Consider the following 20,018-nt stretch of genomic DNA (forward strand, 5'->3'; position numbering starts at 1 on the left):
AAAAACACTATATAAATTTACGTCTAGCTAGTAAAGTTATAAAGAATATAACTGATGCAACAAGAACTATAGTTGCACCTGTAACAGTATTAAGATAGTAAGAGATTATTAGCCCAACAATTCCAGAAAAAATAGCAATCAATATTGAAAATAAATGATATTGACGAATGTTTTTTGAAATATTACGTGCAGCAGCAGCTGGTAATACTAAAAGTGAATTTATAATTAATAAGCCTACCCATCTTATAGTTAATGTTACAATAACAGCAATAGTGCAAGTAAATATAATTTCTATTAATAATGTATTCATACCACGACTATTAGCAAGTGATGTATTTAAACTTGTAACAAGAAGCTTATTAAATATTAATATCCAAAGTGTAATTACAGCTATAAATACAAATATTAATAGTACTATTTGCCCCTGAGATATACTAAGTAAATCACCAACTAAATAGGATGAAAATTTACTTAAACTACTAGAAAAACTCATAAGTACTAATCCTAAAGCAATAGACATAGAAGAAAATACCCCTATTATCGTATCAGTAGAAGAAGTTCCTTTATTTTTAATTATAGTTATTGCAATTGCAAAACAAACTGAAAATAAGGTAGCACCCCACATAGGATCCATTCCGCCTAAAAGTATACCAAGAGCTATTCCAGTAAATGCTCCATGCCCTAATGAGTCTGCAAAAAAGGACATTTTATTACTTACAACCATTGTGCTTAATAAACCGAATAGTGGTGTAATAATTATAATAGCTATAAGTGCATTTTTCATGAATGTATGAGAAAGCCACTGAAATGGTAAAAGAAAATCAATGGCATTGTATAAAGTGTCAAACATTTTTTAAAGTCCTCCTGTTTTAGATGAATCTTCATTTGAAGCATTAAATGATAATCCAAAGATCTTTTTTGTAGCTGGATCATTAAATACTTGATTAGGGGTACCAGAGCATACTACAGTACCGTTTATAAGTGCTACACGATCAGAGTATTTATATACTAAATCTAAATCATGAGAGACTAAAATAATAGATAAATCATAATTCTTTTTAATGTCCAATAATATCTGATAAAATAGCTCTAAACCATTTTGATCCACACCAGAAACAGGTTCATCAAGTAAAAGTATATTAGGAATAGGATCCAATGCTAGTGCAAGTAAAACTCTTTGTAGTTCTCCACCAGATAAAGCACCTAAACGTCTATCTATTAAATAAGGTACTTTAACTCTATTTAAGCTTTCTAATACTTTTTCACGTAACTTTTTTTTAGGTTTAATCCATGAGGGTTTTGTTGTTTTACAACAGACAAATAAATCAAGTACACTAATTGGTGTGTTTTTATCAAAAGTTAAATATTGAGGTACATAACCAATTATAGGTTGATGATAAGTATTATTATTTTGGCCTGTAAATGTTAAGTTTCCAGTATGTTTAACTTCGCCAAGTAAAGCTTTAAGAAGTGTACTTTTTCCAGCTCCATTAGGCCCAATGATGGAAGTAAGTTCTCCACAATGAATGTGGAGATTTACATCCTTAAGTATCTCATTGTTACCAATGGTAACAGAAAAATTATCAATTTTTGTACAGCAGAAGTTATTACAGCTGTTATTTTTATTAAAGTTAGCTTTTTTTATCATTTCAACGCCTCTTTTAACACATCAAGATTTTTTTGCATTTTATTTATATAATCGTCATATGCATCAGAATTAGCATCCCCAGTTACTATAGGATCTAATTCGTAAACTGTAGCGCCAGTTTCATTAGCTATAGTTTGTGCAACTTGAGATGAATATTGAGGTTCAGTAAATAGAGCCTTTATATTGTTTGCTTTTACAGTAGCAATTATATTTTCGATTTCCTTAGCAGATGGTTCAGAATCAGGCTCAATTTCGATAACACCAACAATATTTAAATTAAATTCTTCTGCAAAATATGGGAATGCTTCATGGAAAGTAATTATATCTCTATTGGGTAATCTATCTAGCTCAGTATGCATTTTAGTTTTTAAATCTTCTAATTTAGAAACATAAGTATTAGTATTTGTTTCATAAGCATTCTTGTTTTCAGGATCTAAAGTTTCAAGTTGAGAAGCAATGTTTTTAACTTCATTTATATTACCTGATACACTAACCCAAATATGAGCATTGTATTCATGATCATGGTCATCTTCAGTATCATGATTGTGATCATCTTCATCATGGTCATCTTCGGTATCATGACTATGTGTATCATCCTCTAATAGGTCAAGTCCTGAACTAGCATCTATTATTTGAAGATTTGGATATTGGGAAATGATACTGTCTAAGAAGGATTCCATTCCAGCACCATTTACAATTAGAATATCAGCATTTTCTAGTGTTTTTAAATCTTGAGGTGTAAGTTGATAGTCATGTAAACAACCAGTTTGAGATTTAGTCATATTTGTAAGTGTTACATTTGGAATATCTTTTACAATATTTAAAGTTGATATATATATAGGATAGAAAGATGTTACTATATTTAAAGTATCATCTTCATTAGATTTATCCGAAACTTGAGTATTATTGCAACCTATAAATAATAATGAAGTTGCTAATAATAATGATAATAGCTTTGGTAGTTTGAATTTCATAATTTGTCCTCCTAAAGTCAAATGATAATAATTTGCAATTATAATATTAATTATACACTTTTTAGTTTAAATGTAAATTATAATTTTTTTTATTAAATTGATAGTATAATAAAAGTTTTGACAGTAAAGTATAAAAATATATAAAAAAACTAAAGATGAATAAAAAAATAAAAAAACAAAAAAGTGTTCGTAAAAACTATTGGATTTTTAAAAATTTCTGTTATTATATATAAGGTAACTCATTTGCTCATTAGGTTAATGAGTAAATTTGAACAAAAAATAAAATTTGAGCTCTAATTTAAAACAAAAGAAAAAGGTGATTTAATGAATAAGTTTTTAAATAATTATTTTAAACTTAAGGAAAATAATACAAATCCTAAGCAAGAATTTATTGCTGGTATTACAACATTTATGACAATGGCATATATACTAGTGGTTAATCCAAGTATTTTATCAGCAGCAGGTATGGACTCAGGGGCAGTATTTACGGCAACTGCTTTATCGTCTATAATTGCTACATTAGTAATGGGGTTATATGCAAAATTACCGTTTGCCTTAGCTCCTGGTATGGGATTAAATGCATTCTTTGCATATACTGTAGTTTTATCTATGGGATATTCATATCAATTTGCTTTAACAGCAGTATTATTAGAAGGAATAATTTTCTTGTTATTAACAGCATTTAATGTAAGAGAAGCAATTGTTGATTCAATTCCAGTAAATATAAAAAAAGCTATTTCAGTTGGAATAGGATTATTTATAGCATTACTTGGCTTAGAAGGTGCAGGAATAGTTGTTCATCCAGCTGATGGAGGAACAATAGTGTCTTTGGGAAATATTACTTCAGGAACAGGGCTTTTAGCAATTATAGGAATAGTAATTACTGGTATATTAGTTGCAAGAAAAATTAAGGGTGCATTATTCTTAGGAATGATAATAACTGCTATAATAGGTATACCTATGGGAGTAGTAAGCCTTCCAGATAAGATTTTTAGTATGCCACCATCAATAAGTTCAACCTTTATGCAGTTTGAATGGCATAATATTTTTTCTTGGGATATGGTAATAGTATTATTTACTTTATTATTTATGGATATGTTTGATACTATAGGAACTTTAGTTGGAGTTGCTACTAAAGCAAATATGTTAGATAAAAATGGGAAAGTTCCGAATATTAAAAAGGCATTATTTGCAGATGCAGTAGGAACAACTGTTGGTGCATGTCTTGGAACAAGTACAGTTAGTACATTTGTTGAAAGTGCATCAGGTGTTGCAGAAGGAGGAAGAACTGGATTAACAGCAGTATCTACAGCATTTATGTTCTTCTTAGCATTATTCCTATCACCGATATTTGGAGTGTTTACTTCGGCAGTTACAGCTTCAGTTTTAGTTATAGTTGGATTATTTATGATAGAAAATATAAAAGAATTGGATTTAGAAGATTATACTGAAGCAATTCCAGCATTTTTAACAATAATAATGATGCCATTTGCATATTCAATTTCAGATGGTATAGTATTTGGAGTTGTATCGTACATATTACTAAAGTTATTTACAGGTAGATGGAAAGAAGTTACTTGGCCAACAGTAATGGTTGGAATAATATTTGTATTAAAATTCATATTTATATAAATAAGTTTATATTAAAATAAATTAAGGAAAAGGTCCACTTGATAAATTATCAAAGTGGGCCTTTGTTTTTGCACAATTTTTAAATTTTAAAATATAGTATAAGAGTAATTTTAAAATTTCTTTATTACAGATAATAATGAATCTAAAGAAGTAGATAAAGTATTTATATCTTCTTCATTTAAAGAAGATAGTTTTTCTTTTATTATTTCCTTAATAAAGTCTTGAGTTTCTTTTAAAAATTCTAGAGCTTTTGGTGTAGTTTGTATTAATATAACTCTTCTATCAGTTGGATCATAATCTCTTGTAACAAAGCCGTCTTCAACTAGCTTATCGATTACAGGAGTCATATTAGGCTTAGATATACAAAGTTCTTTAGCCATTTTAGAAATCGATGTTGGACCATGATGGATTAAATGAAATAATACTTTTATATGTGAATGTGGGACATTAAATTTTTTTGTAAGAACATTAGGATTAAAAATATGTCTATTTAGAGATAATAATAGTAAATATAAATTATCAGATATTTCATTTAAATATAAAGTAGTCATGTTAGCCTCCTTACAATAATAATTGATAATATTATAATCTATAAAAAAATAGTTTACAATATATAGTTGTAAAAATATAACTATTATAAAAATATAATTATTATATTGACAGAGAATGGTTATGAAAATATAATTATTATAAAAATAGAAATATATTAATTTAAAATAAGGAGAGGAGAGCTTATGCTTAATTTATTAAAACACTTAAAGCCTTTTGTTGGTTCAATGATACTTGCAATAGCATTATTATTTGTTCAAGCTATATGTGATTTATCATTACCAGACTATATGTCGGATATAGTTAATGTGGGAATACAACAAGGGGGAGTAGAAAATGCTGTTCCTAAAGTTATTAAATCATCAGAAATGCAAAAGCTATTTATTTTCATGAATGATGATCAAAAGACAGTCATAGATGATAATTATATTTTATTAGATAAAGGTAATCTTACTACTGATGAGTATAATAAATATCTAAAGGATTATCCAGAGCTAGAAAATGAAAGTATTTATAAATTAGATAGTAAAGATAAAGAAAAGCTAGATGAATTAAATAACATATTCGGAAAACCAATGCTTATTATTTCAATGCTAGAATCTCAAGGATTAAGCGGAGTTCCAGGTATTGATAGCATGGCTCCACAAGGCATGGATTTATCTACTATGGATCCTTTTGAAGTGTTAAAAATGATGCCTCAAGATCAAATTGATAGTATGTTAGCAAGTGTTGATGAAAAGTTAGCTGACATGCCTGATAGTATGATAACTCAATCAGCTACTAGCTATGTAAAAGAACAATATAAAGATATTGGTATTAATACTGACAAGCTTCAATCTAATTATGTAATAATAGCTGGAGTAAAAATGGTTGGTATTGCTTTAATTAGTATGCTAGCAACAGTATTTGTAAGTTTTATAGCTGCAAGAGTTGGAGCTGCATTAGGTAGAAATTTAAGAAAAGATGTATTTAATAAAGTTGTTGGTTTCTCAAATTCAGAATTTGATGAATTTTCAACAGCATCACTTATTACTAGAACAACAAATGATATACAACAAATTATTATGCTTGTTGTAATGGGATTAAGAATCGTATTCTATGCACCTATATTAGGTATTGGTGGTGTTATTAAGGTTATTAATACTGGAGCATCAATGGGATGGGTAATTGTAGTTGCGGTAATATCAATATTACTTTTAGTAATTGTATTATTTACATTTGCTATGCCGAAATTTAAAAGTGTACAAAAGCTTGTTGATAGATTAAATCTTGTTACAAGAGAAAGTTTAACTGGTATGCTTGTTATACGTGCTTTTAGTACTCAAAAGTATGAAGAAGAGAAGTTTGAAGTTGCAAATAAAAACTTAACAAAAACAAATCTTTTTGTTAATAGAATTATGACAACAATGATGCCATTAATGATGTTTATAATGAATGCAATAACATTACTAATAGTATGGGTTGGAGCTCATAGAATTGATGAAGGTATTATGCAAGTTGGTACAATGATGGCATTTATGCAATATACTATGCAAATAATTATGGCATTCTTAATGATATCAATGGTTTCAGTTATTTTACCAAGAGCAATGGTTTCAGCTCAACGTGTATCTGAAGTTTTAAATGTTGATGTAGCAGTTAAAGATTCAGATAATTTACAAAAATTTAACCATGATGAAAAAGGAACTATTGAATTTAAGAATGTTTCATTCAGATATCCAGGAGCTGATGAGGATGTAATAAGTAATGTTAGCTTCAAAGCTCTTCCAGGAGAAACTACTGCATTTATTGGTAGTACAGGTAGTGGTAAATCTACATTAATTAATTTAATACCTCGTTTCTATGATGCAACTGAAGGGGAAATATTAATTGATGGAGTAAATATAAAAAATGTATCTCAATATGATTTAAGAGAAAAGATAGGATTTATCCCTCAAAAAGGACTTTTATTCTCAGGTACAATTGAAAGTAACTTAAAGTATGGTGGAGATCATATAAGTGATGAAGATATGATAAAGGCTTCTGAAATTGCTCAAGCGATGGAATTTATAAATAGTAAAGAAGATAGATTTAATACAGAAATTGCTCAAGGCGGTACAAATGTTTCAGGTGGTCAAAAACAAAGATTATCCATTGCACGTGCCATAGCTAAAAAGCCAGAAGTATTTATATTTGATGATAGTTTTTCAGCACTAGATTTTAAGACAGATGCTAAGCTTAGAAAAGCAATAAATACTGAATTAAAAGAAAGTACACTTTTAATTGTTGCTCAAAGAATAAGTACTATAATGAGTGCAAATCAAATTATAGTTCTTGATGAAGGTAAGGTTGTTGGTAAAGGAACTCATAAAGAGCTTATGGAAAACTGTGAAGTTTATCAGCAAATAGCTCTATCACAACTTTCAAAGGAGGAGCTTTCAAATGAGTAAGCAAAGAATGAGAGGCCCAATGGGTGGAGGTCCAATGGGTGGAATGGGAAAAGGTGGCGAAAAGGCTAAAGATTTCAAAAAGACTATGAAGACTCTTGCAACATATTTAAAGCCTTATAGCTTATCTATAATAATTGTTGTAATATTTGCTATTGGTTCTGCTGCATTTTCAATTGTAGGACCAAAAATATTAGGAGAAGCAACTACAGAAATATTTAATGGATTAGTTAAAAAAGTTACAACTACTAATGCTGAAGGAATTAACTTTACTCGTATAGGTGAAATAATTTTATTATTAGTAGGTTTATATTTAATTAGTGTAATTTTCTCGTTAATACAAGGGTGGGTAATGGCAGGTGTTGCTCAAAAAGTATCTTATAATATGAGAAAAGAAATATCTGAAAAAATAAATAGAATGCCACTTAAGTATTTTGATACTAAAACACATGGAGAAGTATTATCAAGGGTAACAAATGATGTTGATACTGTGAGCCAAACTTTAAATCAGAGTTTATCACAAATGTTAACATCAGCAACTACACTTATTGGGGTACTTATAATGATGTTCTCAATAAACTGGATAATGACATTAGCTTCATTAATTATAATTCCAGTTTCTGCAGGGTTAATTACTATTGTTGTTAAAAAATCTCAAAAGTATTTTAAAACTCAACAAGAGTATTTAGGATATGTTAATGGTCAAGTTGAAGAAGTTTATTCTGGACATAACGTAATGAAGGCATTTAATGCAGAGGCAAGAGAAATAAATAAATTTACTGAACTTAATGATACGCTTTATAATAGTGCTTGGAAATCACAATTTTTATCAGGTATGATGATGCCTATAATGACTTTTGTAGGTAACTTAGGATATGTTATAGTATCAATACTTGGTGGATGGTTAGCAATTAAAGAGGTTATTCAAGTTGGTGATATTCTATCTTTTGTTCAATATATTAGATCATTTATGCAACCAATAAGTCAAACTGCACAAATAGCAAATGTACTTCAATCAACTGCAGCAGCTGCTGAAAGGGTATTTGAATTCTTAGATGAAGAAGAAGAATGCTTAGATATCAAAGATCCAGTAAGTACTGATAATATAGAAGGAAAAGTTGACTTCAAGGATGTTCATTTTGGATATAATCCAGAAAGAACAATTATTAATGATTTCACAGCGCATATAAAACCAGGTCAAAGAGTTGCAATAGTAGGTCCAACTGGTGCTGGTAAGACAACAATGGTTAAACTTCTTATGAGATTTTATGATGTTAATGATGGAGCTATTTTAATTGATGGGCATAATATTAAAGATTTCAAAAGAAACGATTTAAGAAAAATGTTTGGTATGGTTCTTCAAGATACATGGTTATTTAATGGAACTATAATGGAAAATTTACGTTATGGTAGATTAGATGCTACTGATGAAGAAGTTAAGCAAGCAGCAAAAGCAGCGCATGTTCATAGTTTTATAAAAACATTACCTCATGGATATGATATGGAGCTGAATGAAGAAGCAAGTAATGTATCACAAGGACAAAAGCAATTATTAACTATTGCTCGTGCAATATTAGCAGATCCTAAGATATTAATTCTTGATGAAGCTACGAGCTCAGTTGATACAAGAACTGAAGTGTTAATTCAAAAGGCAATGGATAACTTAATGCATGGAAGAACAAGTTTTATAATTGCTCATAGACTTTCTACAATTAGAGATGCTGATTTGATTTTAGTTATGAAGGATGGAGATATAGTAGAGCAAGGAAACCATGAAGAGTTATTAGCTAAGGGTGGATTCTATGCAAATCTTTATAACAGTCAATTTGAAAAAGCGGAAGCTTAGATTTTAAATATTATATTATTTTAAGAAGGAAACTCCAATTTACTGGAGTTTCCTTTTTAGCATAACCTTATTTTTAAACCAGGTTTTAAAACATCTAAATTAGATATATTATTAATTTTAATTAATTCTTCAATAGATAAACCAAACATAGTGGCTATTTCCTTTAGTGAATCTCCTTCTTTTAAAGAATATACTCCTGATGAATATATCTGAAGAACCTGATGTTTATTAATAGTATTTGGATTTTCGATATTATTTAGCTTAGCAAGTTTTAAATAGCTTATATTAAATTTTCTTGAAATATTAATAAGAGTATCATTATCCTTAACAACATATGTGAAAGGATATTTACAGTCTTCTATTTTCCAATTTTGGATTATAAGGTTATGAGATAATGGAGAAATGTTAAGATATTTTTTTATAGGCATGCCTTCAATATTAATTAAAATATTATCAGTATTATAGAAATCCTTTAGTGTATTATAAATTGAATAATAAAATAAAGTATTATATTCTGAACTACTATTTAAATTAAGCAATATATCTTTAGAAAAGTCTATATTAACAGAATTAGTACTTAAATTATAATTCATTTTATTAATTACAGTATTTCTATTGATTAATGGTAATAGTCCTTTAGGAGAAGATTCGAATTCTTTAGAAAAAACTATTGAAGGGTCATCATTAGTATTAAAAATTATAGTTTTTTCAACAGACCAAATAGTATTTAAGTTTTTATCAGGATAATAAAATTTAACTTTTTTTGAATAAGGAATATCGTCTAAGATATCTTCTAATTCAAAAGAAAGAAATCCTTTTTTATTAATATAATAAATGCTTTTTACTAAACCTATACCTAGTACATAATAGTTTATTGAAAATTGAGAATTGTTTTTTGCTGTTGTAACAACTTCTATAGCTGAATCATAAAGCTTAAATTGAGTTTTGACCTTTACATCGATATTTGTAATGCAGCGTTTGCTACCATCAGATAAAATCCAAATATTATCCTTAGCAATAGGGTCTTTTATTAAATAGTTATTTATACAACCTGCATGGGTTGTAAAATCTTGACGATATAAAGATGTGCCTGTGTAGTAGCAAAGTTTAATACCATCAGGAGTATATTCATAAACATTAACAAAAGAATTTAAACCATTATCAAATTTAATTTGAATTTTATCATTATTAATATATTCAATATATCTTTTAAAGGTAAAAGTATCGTTGTTTATTCCTTTATAGAGATAAATTGAATTTGATTTAGATGGAAGGTAGTCTTTTGATTGTATTCTCATAGTTACTCACCTCATAATCATTTGTGTAATAATTTTTTGATTGTTATTATAGTATATGAATTTTATAATAGCTGTGATTAAAGGCTTATATAAGTTTTTTAAATTTATAAAAACTTGAATAAACTTATTATTTATGTTCATTAGTAGAAATAAAATTCAGACAAATAAATTTTAATTTGGGCTATACATTAAAAAAGCTATTACTAATAGTTATTAGTAATAGCTTTCTGATATGTTAAATGCTAGAAATCTCTTTCTAACATACTGATTTTTTGAGGATCTTCGAAATCTTTTAATGATGTAATGCCTATCTTTTCTAATACATCATCAAGGATTTTGCTATGAACAGCAACTTTAATTGAAGCATCATAGGCAAATTTATCAACTGCTTTTTTTGCATCATCAGGAGGTACTAGAATCTTAGGACCGCCAACACAACCGCCAATACAACCCATTCCTTCAAGGAAGCTTGCATCTAATTCTCCCTTCATTGCTTTATCAAGAACTTCTTTACATTCTTTTACTCCTTCTACTTTTTTGGATTTAAAATATTTAACCTTATCAGGATATAATTCTTCAATAGCCTCTGAAACGGCAATTGAGACACCTCCAGTTCTAGCATAGAGTCTTCCACCTCTTGAAGTATATTCTATAGAAGGAACTCCTTTTAAGTCTCTTGGATGAAAATTAAATGCTTTAAATATATCATTTAACTCTTGGAAAGTTAGTACGAAATCAATGGCATCAGCAACATCTGGAGCTTTAGCTTCAGCTTTTTTAGCAATACATGGACCTATAAATACAACTTTTGCATCTTCATTAAGAGCCTTTATTACCCTTCCAGCTGCAATCATAGGAGATACAGAAGGTGAAAGATTAGGTATTAAATCTTTATAAACTTTCTTTAACATTCCAACCCACATTGGACAACAGCAAGAGGTAATCATTAAATCTTTTGGACTTTTAACATGTTTATCAAATTCTACAGCTTCTTTAATTGTTAGCATATCTGCAGCAAAGGCCACTTCGATCATATCAGTAAAGCCTATTTTTATAAATGAAGCTCTTAATTGGTCCATAGTAACATCTTCACCAAATTGGCCCATAATAGCAGGCGCAACAGCAGCTATAACTGTTTTATTATTTTTTATTAAATCCATAATAGGTAAAAATTCAGTTTTATCTAAAATACGCCCATCCTTACAAGAATCAACGCAAATTCCACAGTCAATACAAATATCTTTATCAATAACTGTTGTTTTATTTTTATTATCGTAAACTATAGCATTAAAGGGGCAGGCTCTTTGGCAAGTGTAAACATTGTTTTCATCAGGTTTGCAAGTTGCACCAGAACATTCAAGTTTTTCAACTATCTTTTTATTAACATTATATTCTGTAATTGCCTTTTTTAAATTATAGACATAGTTATTATCAAATTTAATATCAACACCACATAAAGAAGTTATTATTGCAAAGGTTTCTTGTGGAGACTTTTCGTGACAAGTGATTATCTTATTTAATGTTTCATCGAAATTTCCATCATAATAAGATTTGATTAATATATCAAACAAATCAACATATTTATTATTCATAATATACCTCCCAAAAATAAATAATGTTTGTATATTTTAGTATTTGTCTTTAGAGATAAAAATAAACAGATAAAAGCTTATAAAATAAAATGATTTTTTAAACAGTATGAAAATTATTCAAAATATAGTATAATTTTAACCAAATATGATGAAAAAGAGGGAAAATGAAGAACAAACTTATTAAATTCACTGAAGCAGGAGGTACTATAACTGTTAGTATTTGTGAATTAGAAGGCAAAGTTAGAATAGTCGTAAAGGATACTGGAGTATGAAGAGATGAAAAGTATCACAATAATATTTTTGATAGATTTGGTCAGGTTTATAGCGTCTCTTCCGAAATATTTTGGGGTAGTGGATTAGGTTTAACTTTGACTAAGAATTTAATTAATCTTCATGGAGGAGAAATTAGCGTAATTAGTGAAATTGGTAAGGAAAGTGAATTTATTATTATATTACCTATACAATAGTAAAAAGGAAGTATTATATGGAAAGTATAATTAAAATAATAAAGAAAAATCAATTATTTATTGGATTAAGTGATGAAAACATACAAGGTGTATTAAAAGAAATAAAGTATTACGTAAAGACTTATAGTAAAGGCGAAATAATTGCACATGAAGATGATGAATGTAGAAGTTTAGCCTTGGTTTTAGATGGAATTGTAGAAATACAAAGATTATATTCTAATGGTAAATACATAGTATTAAACAGATTAGATGAAGGAGATGTATTTGGAGAAGCATTAGTATTTTCAAAAACAAAGGCTTATCCAGCAACTGTTATTGCTTTAAGTGAATGTAAGATACTTTTTATAAATAAAAATGATGTTTTAAAAATATGCTCAAATGAAGAAAAAGTATTAGAAAATTTTATTTCTTTATTAAGCAATAAGGTTTTTATTTTAAATTCTAAGATAAAGAGTATATCATTCAAAAGTATAAGACAAAAGGTTATTAATTATATTTTAAATGAAGTAAAAGAACAAAAAAGCAATTCTATTATGTTGAAAAATACAAAAGAGGAGATTGCAGCATTATTAGGAATTCCAAGGCCATCATTATCAAGAGAATTGATTAATTTAAGAGAGATGAATTATATTGAATTTGATAGAAAAATAATAAATGTATTAGATATCGAAGGTTTAGAAGAAGAATTATTTATATAAAAAAAGAATCTGTAACAAATGTTACGGATTCTTTTTTTATATAGATATAGAATAAACACATAAAGTTTAAAAATATATTTCAAAAGGGGATTTTAAGTATGGAAAATAAGATGTTTTGTTTTCAATGTCAAGAAACAGCAGGATGTAGTGGATGTACTAAATTTGGTGTGTGTGGAAAAAGTCCAGAACTTGCAAATATGCAAGATTTATTAATATATGTTACTAAGGGATTATCAGAGGTAACAACAAGATTAAGAAAAGAAGGAAAGAAAATAGATAAAGAATTAAATCACTTTATTACATTAAATTTATTTACAACTATAACAAATGCTAATTTTGATAATGAAGTGTTTTATAGTAGAGTTAAGGAAACTTTAAGAATAAAGGCTGAATTAATGGCTAAATTAGATAATAAAGAAGGTTTATCAGAGGTAGCTTTATGGGATGCTTATTCAAATGAAGAAATGGAGAAAAAAGCAGGTATTTTAGAAAAGATTAAAGGTATTGTAGGTGTAAATAAGGAAGCTAAATCATTAAATTTAATATTAGAAGAAAAGTCAAATAGTGATGAAGTTGGTGTTCTTGCAACAAAAGATGAGGATATAAGATCGTTAAGAGAACTTATAACTTATGGATTAAAAGGATTATCAGCATATTCGAAGCATGCTAATGCGCTAGGATATGATAATGAAGAAATAGATGCATTTATGCAAGAAACTTTGGCTAAATTAGTAGATGATACTTTAACTGTAGATGAGTTAATTGCTTTAACATTAGAAACAGGTAAAGTAGGGGTTGATGGTATGGCATTATTAGATACTGCTAATACTACAACTTATGGTAATCCAGAAATAACTAAAGTAAATATAGGAGTAGGTAAGAATCCAGGAATTTTAGTATCTGGACATGATTTAAAGGATATAGAGCAATTGTTAATTCAAACTGAAGGAACTGGTGTAGATGTTTATACTCATTCAGAAATGTTACCAGCTCATTATTATCCAAATTTAAAGAAGTACAAGCACTTAGTAGGTAACTATGGTAATGCATGGTGGAAGCAAAGAGAAGAATTTGAAAGCTTCAACGGACCAATATTAATGACTACTAACTGTATAGTACCACCAAAGAATGAAAGCTATAAATCAAGAATGTATACAACAGGAGCAGCAGGATTTGAAGGTTGTGTTCATATTGAGGCTGATGAAAATGGTAAAAAAGATTTTACTGCAATAATTGAACAAGCTAAGAAGTGTAAAGCTCCAACAGAAATAGAACAAGGTGAAATAATTGGTGGATTTGCACATGCACAAGTTTTAGCGTTAGCAGATAAAGTTGTTGAAGCTGTTAAAACAGGTGCAATAAAGAAATTCTTTGTAATGGCTGGATGTGACGGAAGAGCTAAATCAAGAAATTACTATACTGACTTTGCAAAGGCTTTACCAAAAGATACAGTAATATTAACTGCAGGTTGTGCTAAATATAAATATAATAAATTAGATCTTGGTGATATAAATGGAATTCCAAGAGTTTTAGATGCAGGACAATGTAATGATTCATATTCATTAGCATTAATTGCATTAAAATTAAAAGAGGTATTTGAGTTAGAAGATATTAATGAATTACCAATAGCATTTAATATTGCTTGGTATGAACAAAAGGCGGTAATTGTATTATTATCATTATTATATCTTGGAGTAAAGAATATTCATTTAGGACCAACACTTCCAGCATTCCTTTCACCAAATGTAGCAAAAGTTTTAGTTGAAAACTTTGGAATTGGTGGAATAACTAATGTAGAAGATGATATGAAGATGTTCTTAAGTTAATAATTAAAAAAGATAGAATTTTAATAAAGGTATAAGAAATTCCTAGAAGTGTTATTTTACATAAGCTACTTCTAGGAATTTTCTGATTTTATAAGGAAATTAATAAGAAGGTTAAGTGATTATAATGATAAAGTGATAGTGATAATGCCATTTCTTTATTGAAAATTACTAGCTTTTCTAAGATAAGAATGACTTTCATAAATTTATAATTTGCCATGGATTATGTGGAGTAAAGAGTGATTATTAATGACTGAATTGTGTATATTATAGTAGGTAAGTAAAAAGAGAGGTTAAGTTTTTTATTTAAGTAATTAAAAAAATAACATAAATATGGAGGGAAAAGGTTATGTATAAAAGTATGATAAGATCATTTGGAAAATGTATGTTGTATGCCGTAATATTAAGCGCAGTATTAATTCTTACCGCATTGGTAATTACTAAAACTGCAATGTGTCCATTAAATGATGTGCTTTTTATGGAAGGAATACTTTTTGTCATGCTAGGAATTTTTTCTTCTATAGGAGGAAATCCCATTGGATTATCATTTCAAGTAACTGAACAAAATAATGCACAATATTTAGCTAAGTTTGATAATGAAAGTTTTGAATTGGAAAAGAAAAATGAAGAGTTGCCAAAAATAGAAACGACTATAAATATAAGTACAACAATGATTTCTTTAGTTATTGCAGGAGTAGTATGTATATTAATCAATTATATAATTTAATTCCGGTAAACGATTACTAAAAATTTTAAATAAATAAAAAGTTCCTAGAATATTTACCGGGGGATGGTATCTTCTAGGAACTTTTTGTATTAGGGGAAATTTTTTGTTTCACTTTATGTATTTAGTATAATATTTAAATTTGTCAATTGTGTTTCAAATCAATGAAAATAATATGATTTAAATTTACATATGAATTTTTGTTGGGTAATAATGTAAAGTAATTTATAATAATGTTATATTAATTAATATAAAAAAGAGGAGATTATTCTATGAGGAATTTAGTTGTGTTTTACTCATTAGAAGGAAATACAAGGTTAATTGCAGAATCAATAGCAAAGGCTATAAATGCAGAGGTTTTAGAACTAAAAACAAAAAAGAAGTATAGTGATAAAGGGTTTAAAAAATATTTCTCGGGAGGAAGAAGTGTAATTTTAAAAGAAAAGCCAGAGCTTTTGTATTTAGATAAAGATGTTAATCAATATGATAATATTTTTATTGGAACACCTATATGGGTGGGAACTTATGCACCACCATTTAATACTTTTTTAAAAAATAATAAAATTGAAAAAAAGAATATCGGATTATTTGCATGTCATGGTGGAGGAGCAGCAACTAAATTTTTTAATAATATAAAAAAAGAAATTCCTAATAATAAGTTTATAGGAGAAATTGATTTTATGGAGCCACTTAAAAATAATAAAGAGGAAAAGGTTAAAAAAGCAATAATGTGGGCAAAAGAACTAATAGGTTAGTGGAGGAATTATATGAAAAAGAATGCAGCACTAAGAGAGTTTAAAAAGTTAAAGAGTCAAATTAATCAAATAGAGGAAATAGCGCATCATTCAAAAGTAGGAGCGTTAATAGAACAAGAAACTTCAATTAGAAAGAAAATTAAATTATTAAAGGAAATGGAAAATGAAGGATTTAAAGAATATCAAGATGTATGTGATAGATATGAAGAGATATTAGAAGACATTTCTAAGAGAATGCTTGAAGATTATAATAAAAAAAATAATACTGATTTTGATTTTTATGAAGTGGTTAGGGGGAACTATAATACTTTTTTAAATTCAGGTGTTATGACAGTTCTTACAAAGAAGCATATACCGAAACTTATTGGAGAAGCTTTTGAAGAGGCTTTCCCAGATAACCCAAAAGATGAATATATGGTAACAAGAAGAATGAAAAGAAAGATTTATGTTCACTTAGGGGATACAAATACAGGAAAGACTTATAATGCAGTAGAAAGATTAAAAACAGCTAAAAAAGGCGCTTATTTATCACCACTTAGAATACTTGCATTAGAAAATTATGAAAAATTGAATAATGAAGGTGTAGTTTGCGATTTAATGACTGGAGAAGAGGAAATAATTAAAGAAAATGCTACACATGTGTCATGTACGATTGAGAAGGTTAATTTAAAGCAAAGTTATGATATTGCAGTTATTGATGAAATACAAATGATTAATGATTCTCAAAGAGGTATTGCATGGACTAGAGCATTGCTTGGTCTTAGATGTAATGAAATTCATATTTGTGGAGCAATAAATGCTAAAGAGTTGTTAATTAAAATTTTAGACGATTGTGAAGATGATTATGAAATAAAAGAATATCATAGAAGTATACCGTTAGAAGTTGAAAATAAAAACTTTAGCTATAATGATGTTCAAGAAGGGGATGCTATTGTAGTTTTCTCTAAAAAGAGGGTTTTGGAAATAGCTCAAGATTATTCTAACAAAAATATTAAGACTAGCATTATTTACGGTGATTTACCACCAGAAGTTAGAAAGATGCAATATGAACAATTTATAAATAAAGAAAATAAAGTGCTAGTTACAACTGATGCTATTGGAATGGGAGTTAATCTTCCAATTAGAAGAGTTATATTCATGTCCATAAGAAAGTTTGATGGTGAAGAAATGAGAGAGTTAACTTCACAAGAGGTAAAGCAAGTAGCCGGTAGAGCTGGTAGAAAAGGTATATATGATGTTGGATATGTTGCAGGTGTTTCTGATACGCATAATTTTTTAAGTAGAAAGTTAGAGGTAAAAGATGAAGTAATTAAAGAAGCTGTTGTAGGTCCATCAGAGGCCATACTTACTATTAAAAGCTTACCATTAAATGAAAAGCTAGTTTTATGGAAAACTAGAGAAGAAAAGATTGAGTATTATACAAAGATGGATATTAGTGAGTATTTATTGATATTAGAAAAAATTAAAAGATATAAGCTTAAGGAAGAGGATCAATGGGATTTATTAAAAGTTCCTTTTGATGTTTCAAGTGAAGAACTTATGAATAAATTCCTCGAGTATGTAGAAGAGGTTTTTGTTGCTAAGGTAAAAGAAATAACAAAGCCAGAATGTTTTACAGGAAATCTTGACGATTTAGAGATTTATTATCAAAAGATTAATATGTATTATTCCTTTTCAAAGATATTTAATCTAAAATTTGATGTGGATTGGGTCTATAGTGAAAGGCTTAAAGTAAGTGAAGATATAAATGAAATTTTAGTTAAAATTTAATTTTATAATTATATAAGAGTTATGAAATTATTAAAAATGCCATGAGTTATTATACTTGTGGTATTTTTATATCAACTAATGAAATAGTATGTTCATTAAAGAAAAGTAGATAAACAAAATTTAACATGTATTTAAGAGTATTTACTGTGAAAAAACAATAATATTAGGAAATAAAGTTAAGAAATGTTGAAAGATGGATATTAAATAAGGTAAAATTTATATATAAGTATAATTTAGAGAAAGCAAGAGGAATATTAATGGCTATAAATTTAAAAAACATAACAATGTATATGTTTAGAACTATTTACGAGCGAGAGGATGTATATAATAAGTTTAAGCCATATTTTTATAGATTTATAGGTGTAGAAGATAGTTCTAATTACGATAATTACATTAAGACAGTTGAAAGTAAGTGTTTAGAAGAAAAGGATAAGTGCATTATATTTGACGGATCTATACCGTTAAGTGGAGAGATGGAGTTAATTCAATATATATTTAATGAACTTTCATCTATGGATGTGTATAAAATGACTTCTCAGGAAATTGTTATTTTTGATGACTTTGAAATTAACTTTAAGTTTTTAAGTGCATTAGAATACGTTATTCCAATAGCCTGTAATAAAGAAAATTTTTTTAATGATAATGTAAGAAATAATTTTATAACAAAGCTAATTGTTTGGGGTTATACATATGTGAGGAATATAAAGTATGATTCAAATATAAATCCTAAATGTATTTATTATGGAAATATTGAAAGACATGAAATTTACTTTCTAATTATGCTTTATAAAATGGGATACGATGTTATTTATATTAATCCGCTAAAAGAAGAGTTTTGGAATGAAATAGAAGAAGATAGCTTAAGTAATTGTATAAAAAGTATGGGGATTTTGAGTATAGAATCATTTAATGAAAGAGCTAGTAAGGGGAAGGTTATTGATAATTTTGAAACAATTACTAAGCAAATTCAAAGAGAAGTAGAGGAGAAATTGTTTTCTAAAACGGGAGTTTTTAAACCATGGCAATTTAGAAAAGGTTATACTAAAAGTGTATTATTAGATACTGTTTTAGAAGATGTTTATATTTATTGGAATGAACCTTGTAAATTAAGAAGTGGATTTAAGGTTGAAGGAGATACAGTTAGAGTACCGTGTTTCTTTAAGAAAATAGATGGGATGTATAATGATGAGTATGAATATCAAAAGCTTGTAAAACATTGTACTTCATCACCTAATACTTTGGTGTTTAATGGAATATATTTTTCAGAAGATGTAAAGTTTACAGATGACATGTATCAAATTATGTTTTGTCAATTAAGTGATGGTACTTTTGATATTGAAGCAATTAAGAAATTACCGATATATAAATTTTCTAAATATAGTGAAGATGTGCAAAACTTCTTACTTAAAAAATTTAATGAAACAATTACCAGTAAGGAATTGTACAATAAAAATTTTAGTAAAGAAGAAATATTGAAATTACTTGTATTAGTTTTAGGGTTAAACGAGAGTATTGTCAGATTAGTAGATAATTTTGATTTTACAGGTGCTATTCCTAAAATAGTAATTTATCTTGAAGAAGAAGAGGTTTTACCGGAATCGATGCAAATTCTTTTAGGATATATTCATACTATTGGTATAGATATAGTAATTTTTAATCCATCAGGATTATTTAATATTGATAATGTAATAAAAGAAACTGTATTAAATGACTTTAGATTGGAAGTAATGAAATATGATTCAACTTATAAGGAGTTAATTAGTATGAAGCAGGGGATATTTTCAAAATTTTTAAAGAATAAATAAAGGTGGAGTTA

At 27.8% G+C, this 20,018-nt stretch carries 16 protein-coding genes and 1 pseudogene; 11 read left to right on the plus strand and 6 right to left on the minus strand.

Annotated features, from left to right (window positions below):
* Positions 1–7: 7 nt before the first annotated feature.
* From I4V63_RS05020 to I4V63_RS05030, 3 genes are read right to left on the minus strand one after another with little or no spacing between them, the layout of a single operon-like run.
* On the minus strand, positions 8–850 hold the full coding sequence (locus I4V63_RS05020) for a metal ABC transporter permease (RefSeq protein ID WP_196000204.1): 843 nt from the start codon (positions 848–850) through the stop codon (positions 8–10).
* Positions 851–853: 3 nt separating this feature from the next.
* Positions 854–1,648: a metal ABC transporter ATP-binding protein gene (locus tag I4V63_RS05025; protein WP_196000205.1), complete on the minus strand. Its 795-nt coding sequence runs from the start codon at positions 1,646–1,648 to the stop codon at positions 854–856.
* The gene (locus tag I4V63_RS05030) at positions 1,645–2,622 is read right to left on the minus strand and encodes a metal ABC transporter substrate-binding protein (protein WP_196000206.1); all 978 of its coding nucleotides are present in this window, start codon (positions 2,620–2,622) and stop codon (positions 1,645–1,647) included. Before I4V63_RS05030 ends, I4V63_RS05025 begins: the two co-directional genes overlap by 4 nt.
* A gap of 324 nt (positions 2,623–2,946) precedes the next feature.
* Between I4V63_RS05030 and I4V63_RS05035 the strand changes: the two genes are divergently transcribed.
* On the plus strand, positions 2,947–4,254 hold the full coding sequence (locus tag I4V63_RS05035; protein WP_196000207.1) for an NCS2 family permease: 1,308 nt from the start codon (positions 2,947–2,949) through the stop codon (positions 4,252–4,254).
* Between the two features lie 110 nt (positions 4,255–4,364).
* On the opposite strand, the gene I4V63_RS05040 is transcribed toward I4V63_RS05035, so the two are convergent.
* The gene (locus tag I4V63_RS05040; RefSeq protein ID WP_196000208.1) at positions 4,365–4,805 is read right to left on the minus strand and encodes a MarR family transcriptional regulator; all 441 of its coding nucleotides are present in this window, start codon (positions 4,803–4,805) and stop codon (positions 4,365–4,367) included.
* A gap of 183 nt (positions 4,806–4,988) precedes the next feature.
* On the opposite strand from I4V63_RS05040, the gene I4V63_RS05045 reads away from it, so the two are divergent.
* Together I4V63_RS05045 and I4V63_RS05050 are read left to right on the plus strand one after the other, a co-directional pair.
* Positions 4,989–7,232 (plus strand): ABC transporter ATP-binding protein, encoded by a 2,244-nt coding sequence (locus I4V63_RS05045; RefSeq protein ID WP_196000209.1) that lies wholly within the window; start codon positions 4,989–4,991, stop codon positions 7,230–7,232.
* The gene (locus I4V63_RS05050) at positions 7,225–9,075 is read left to right on the plus strand and encodes an ABC transporter ATP-binding protein (protein WP_196000210.1); all 1,851 of its coding nucleotides are present in this window, start codon (positions 7,225–7,227) and stop codon (positions 9,073–9,075) included. The genes I4V63_RS05045 and I4V63_RS05050 overlap by 8 nt, the downstream gene beginning before the upstream one ends.
* Before the next feature lie 56 nt (positions 9,076–9,131).
* Here I4V63_RS05050 and I4V63_RS05055 read toward each other — a convergent pair whose 3' ends face one another.
* Entirely contained in the window at positions 9,132–10,373 is a 1,242-nt protein-coding gene (locus I4V63_RS05055; protein WP_196000211.1) for a GerMN domain-containing protein, read from the minus strand.
* A gap of 242 nt (positions 10,374–10,615) precedes the next feature.
* A complete protein-coding gene (locus tag I4V63_RS05060) occupies positions 10,616–11,965 on the minus strand; it encodes a [Fe-Fe] hydrogenase large subunit C-terminal domain-containing protein (protein WP_196000212.1) in 1,350 nt (449 codons plus the stop codon).
* A gap of 164 nt (positions 11,966–12,129) precedes the next feature.
* Between I4V63_RS05060 and I4V63_RS15580 the strand changes: the two genes are divergently transcribed.
* The 8 genes and pseudogenes from I4V63_RS15580 (at position 12,130) to I4V63_RS05095 (ending at position 20,007) form a co-directional block, all read left to right on the plus strand.
* Positions 12,130–12,237, plus strand: a complete 108-nt coding sequence (locus I4V63_RS15580; protein ID WP_243280451.1) for an ATP-binding protein — start codon at positions 12,130–12,132, stop codon at positions 12,235–12,237.
* A gap of 18 nt (positions 12,238–12,255) precedes the next feature.
* Positions 12,256–12,432: pseudogene (locus tag I4V63_RS15585) on the plus strand (ATP-binding protein); the annotation flags it as partial.
* Between the two features lie 17 nt (positions 12,433–12,449).
* Positions 12,450–13,130, plus strand: a complete 681-nt coding sequence (locus I4V63_RS05070) for a Crp/Fnr family transcriptional regulator (protein WP_196000213.1) — start codon at positions 12,450–12,452, stop codon at positions 13,128–13,130.
* Between the two features lie 98 nt (positions 13,131–13,228).
* On the plus strand, positions 13,229–14,956 hold the full coding sequence (gene hcp / locus I4V63_RS05075) for a hydroxylamine reductase (protein WP_196000214.1): 1,728 nt from the start codon (positions 13,229–13,231) through the stop codon (positions 14,954–14,956).
* Between the two features lie 346 nt (positions 14,957–15,302).
* A complete protein-coding gene (locus I4V63_RS05080; protein ID WP_196000215.1) occupies positions 15,303–15,680 on the plus strand; it encodes a hypothetical protein in 378 nt (125 codons plus the stop codon).
* A 269-nt stretch (positions 15,681–15,949) separates the two neighbouring features.
* On the plus strand, positions 15,950–16,432 hold the full coding sequence (locus tag I4V63_RS05085; protein ID WP_196000216.1) for a flavodoxin: 483 nt from the start codon (positions 15,950–15,952) through the stop codon (positions 16,430–16,432).
* A gap of 12 nt (positions 16,433–16,444) precedes the next feature.
* On the plus strand, positions 16,445–18,202 hold the full coding sequence (locus tag I4V63_RS05090) for a helicase-related protein (protein ID WP_196000217.1): 1,758 nt from the start codon (positions 16,445–16,447) through the stop codon (positions 18,200–18,202).
* Positions 18,203–18,459: 257 nt separating this feature from the next.
* Positions 18,460–20,007: a YceG family protein gene (locus I4V63_RS05095; RefSeq protein ID WP_196000218.1), complete on the plus strand. Its 1,548-nt coding sequence runs from the start codon at positions 18,460–18,462 to the stop codon at positions 20,005–20,007.
* Positions 20,008–20,018: the final 11 nt, after the last annotated feature.

It is taken from the genome of Clostridium sp. 1001271B_151109_B4 (assembly GCF_015670405.1).
In the GTDB taxonomy this organism is placed as follows: Bacteria; Bacillota; Clostridia; order Clostridiales; family Clostridiaceae; genus Clostridium.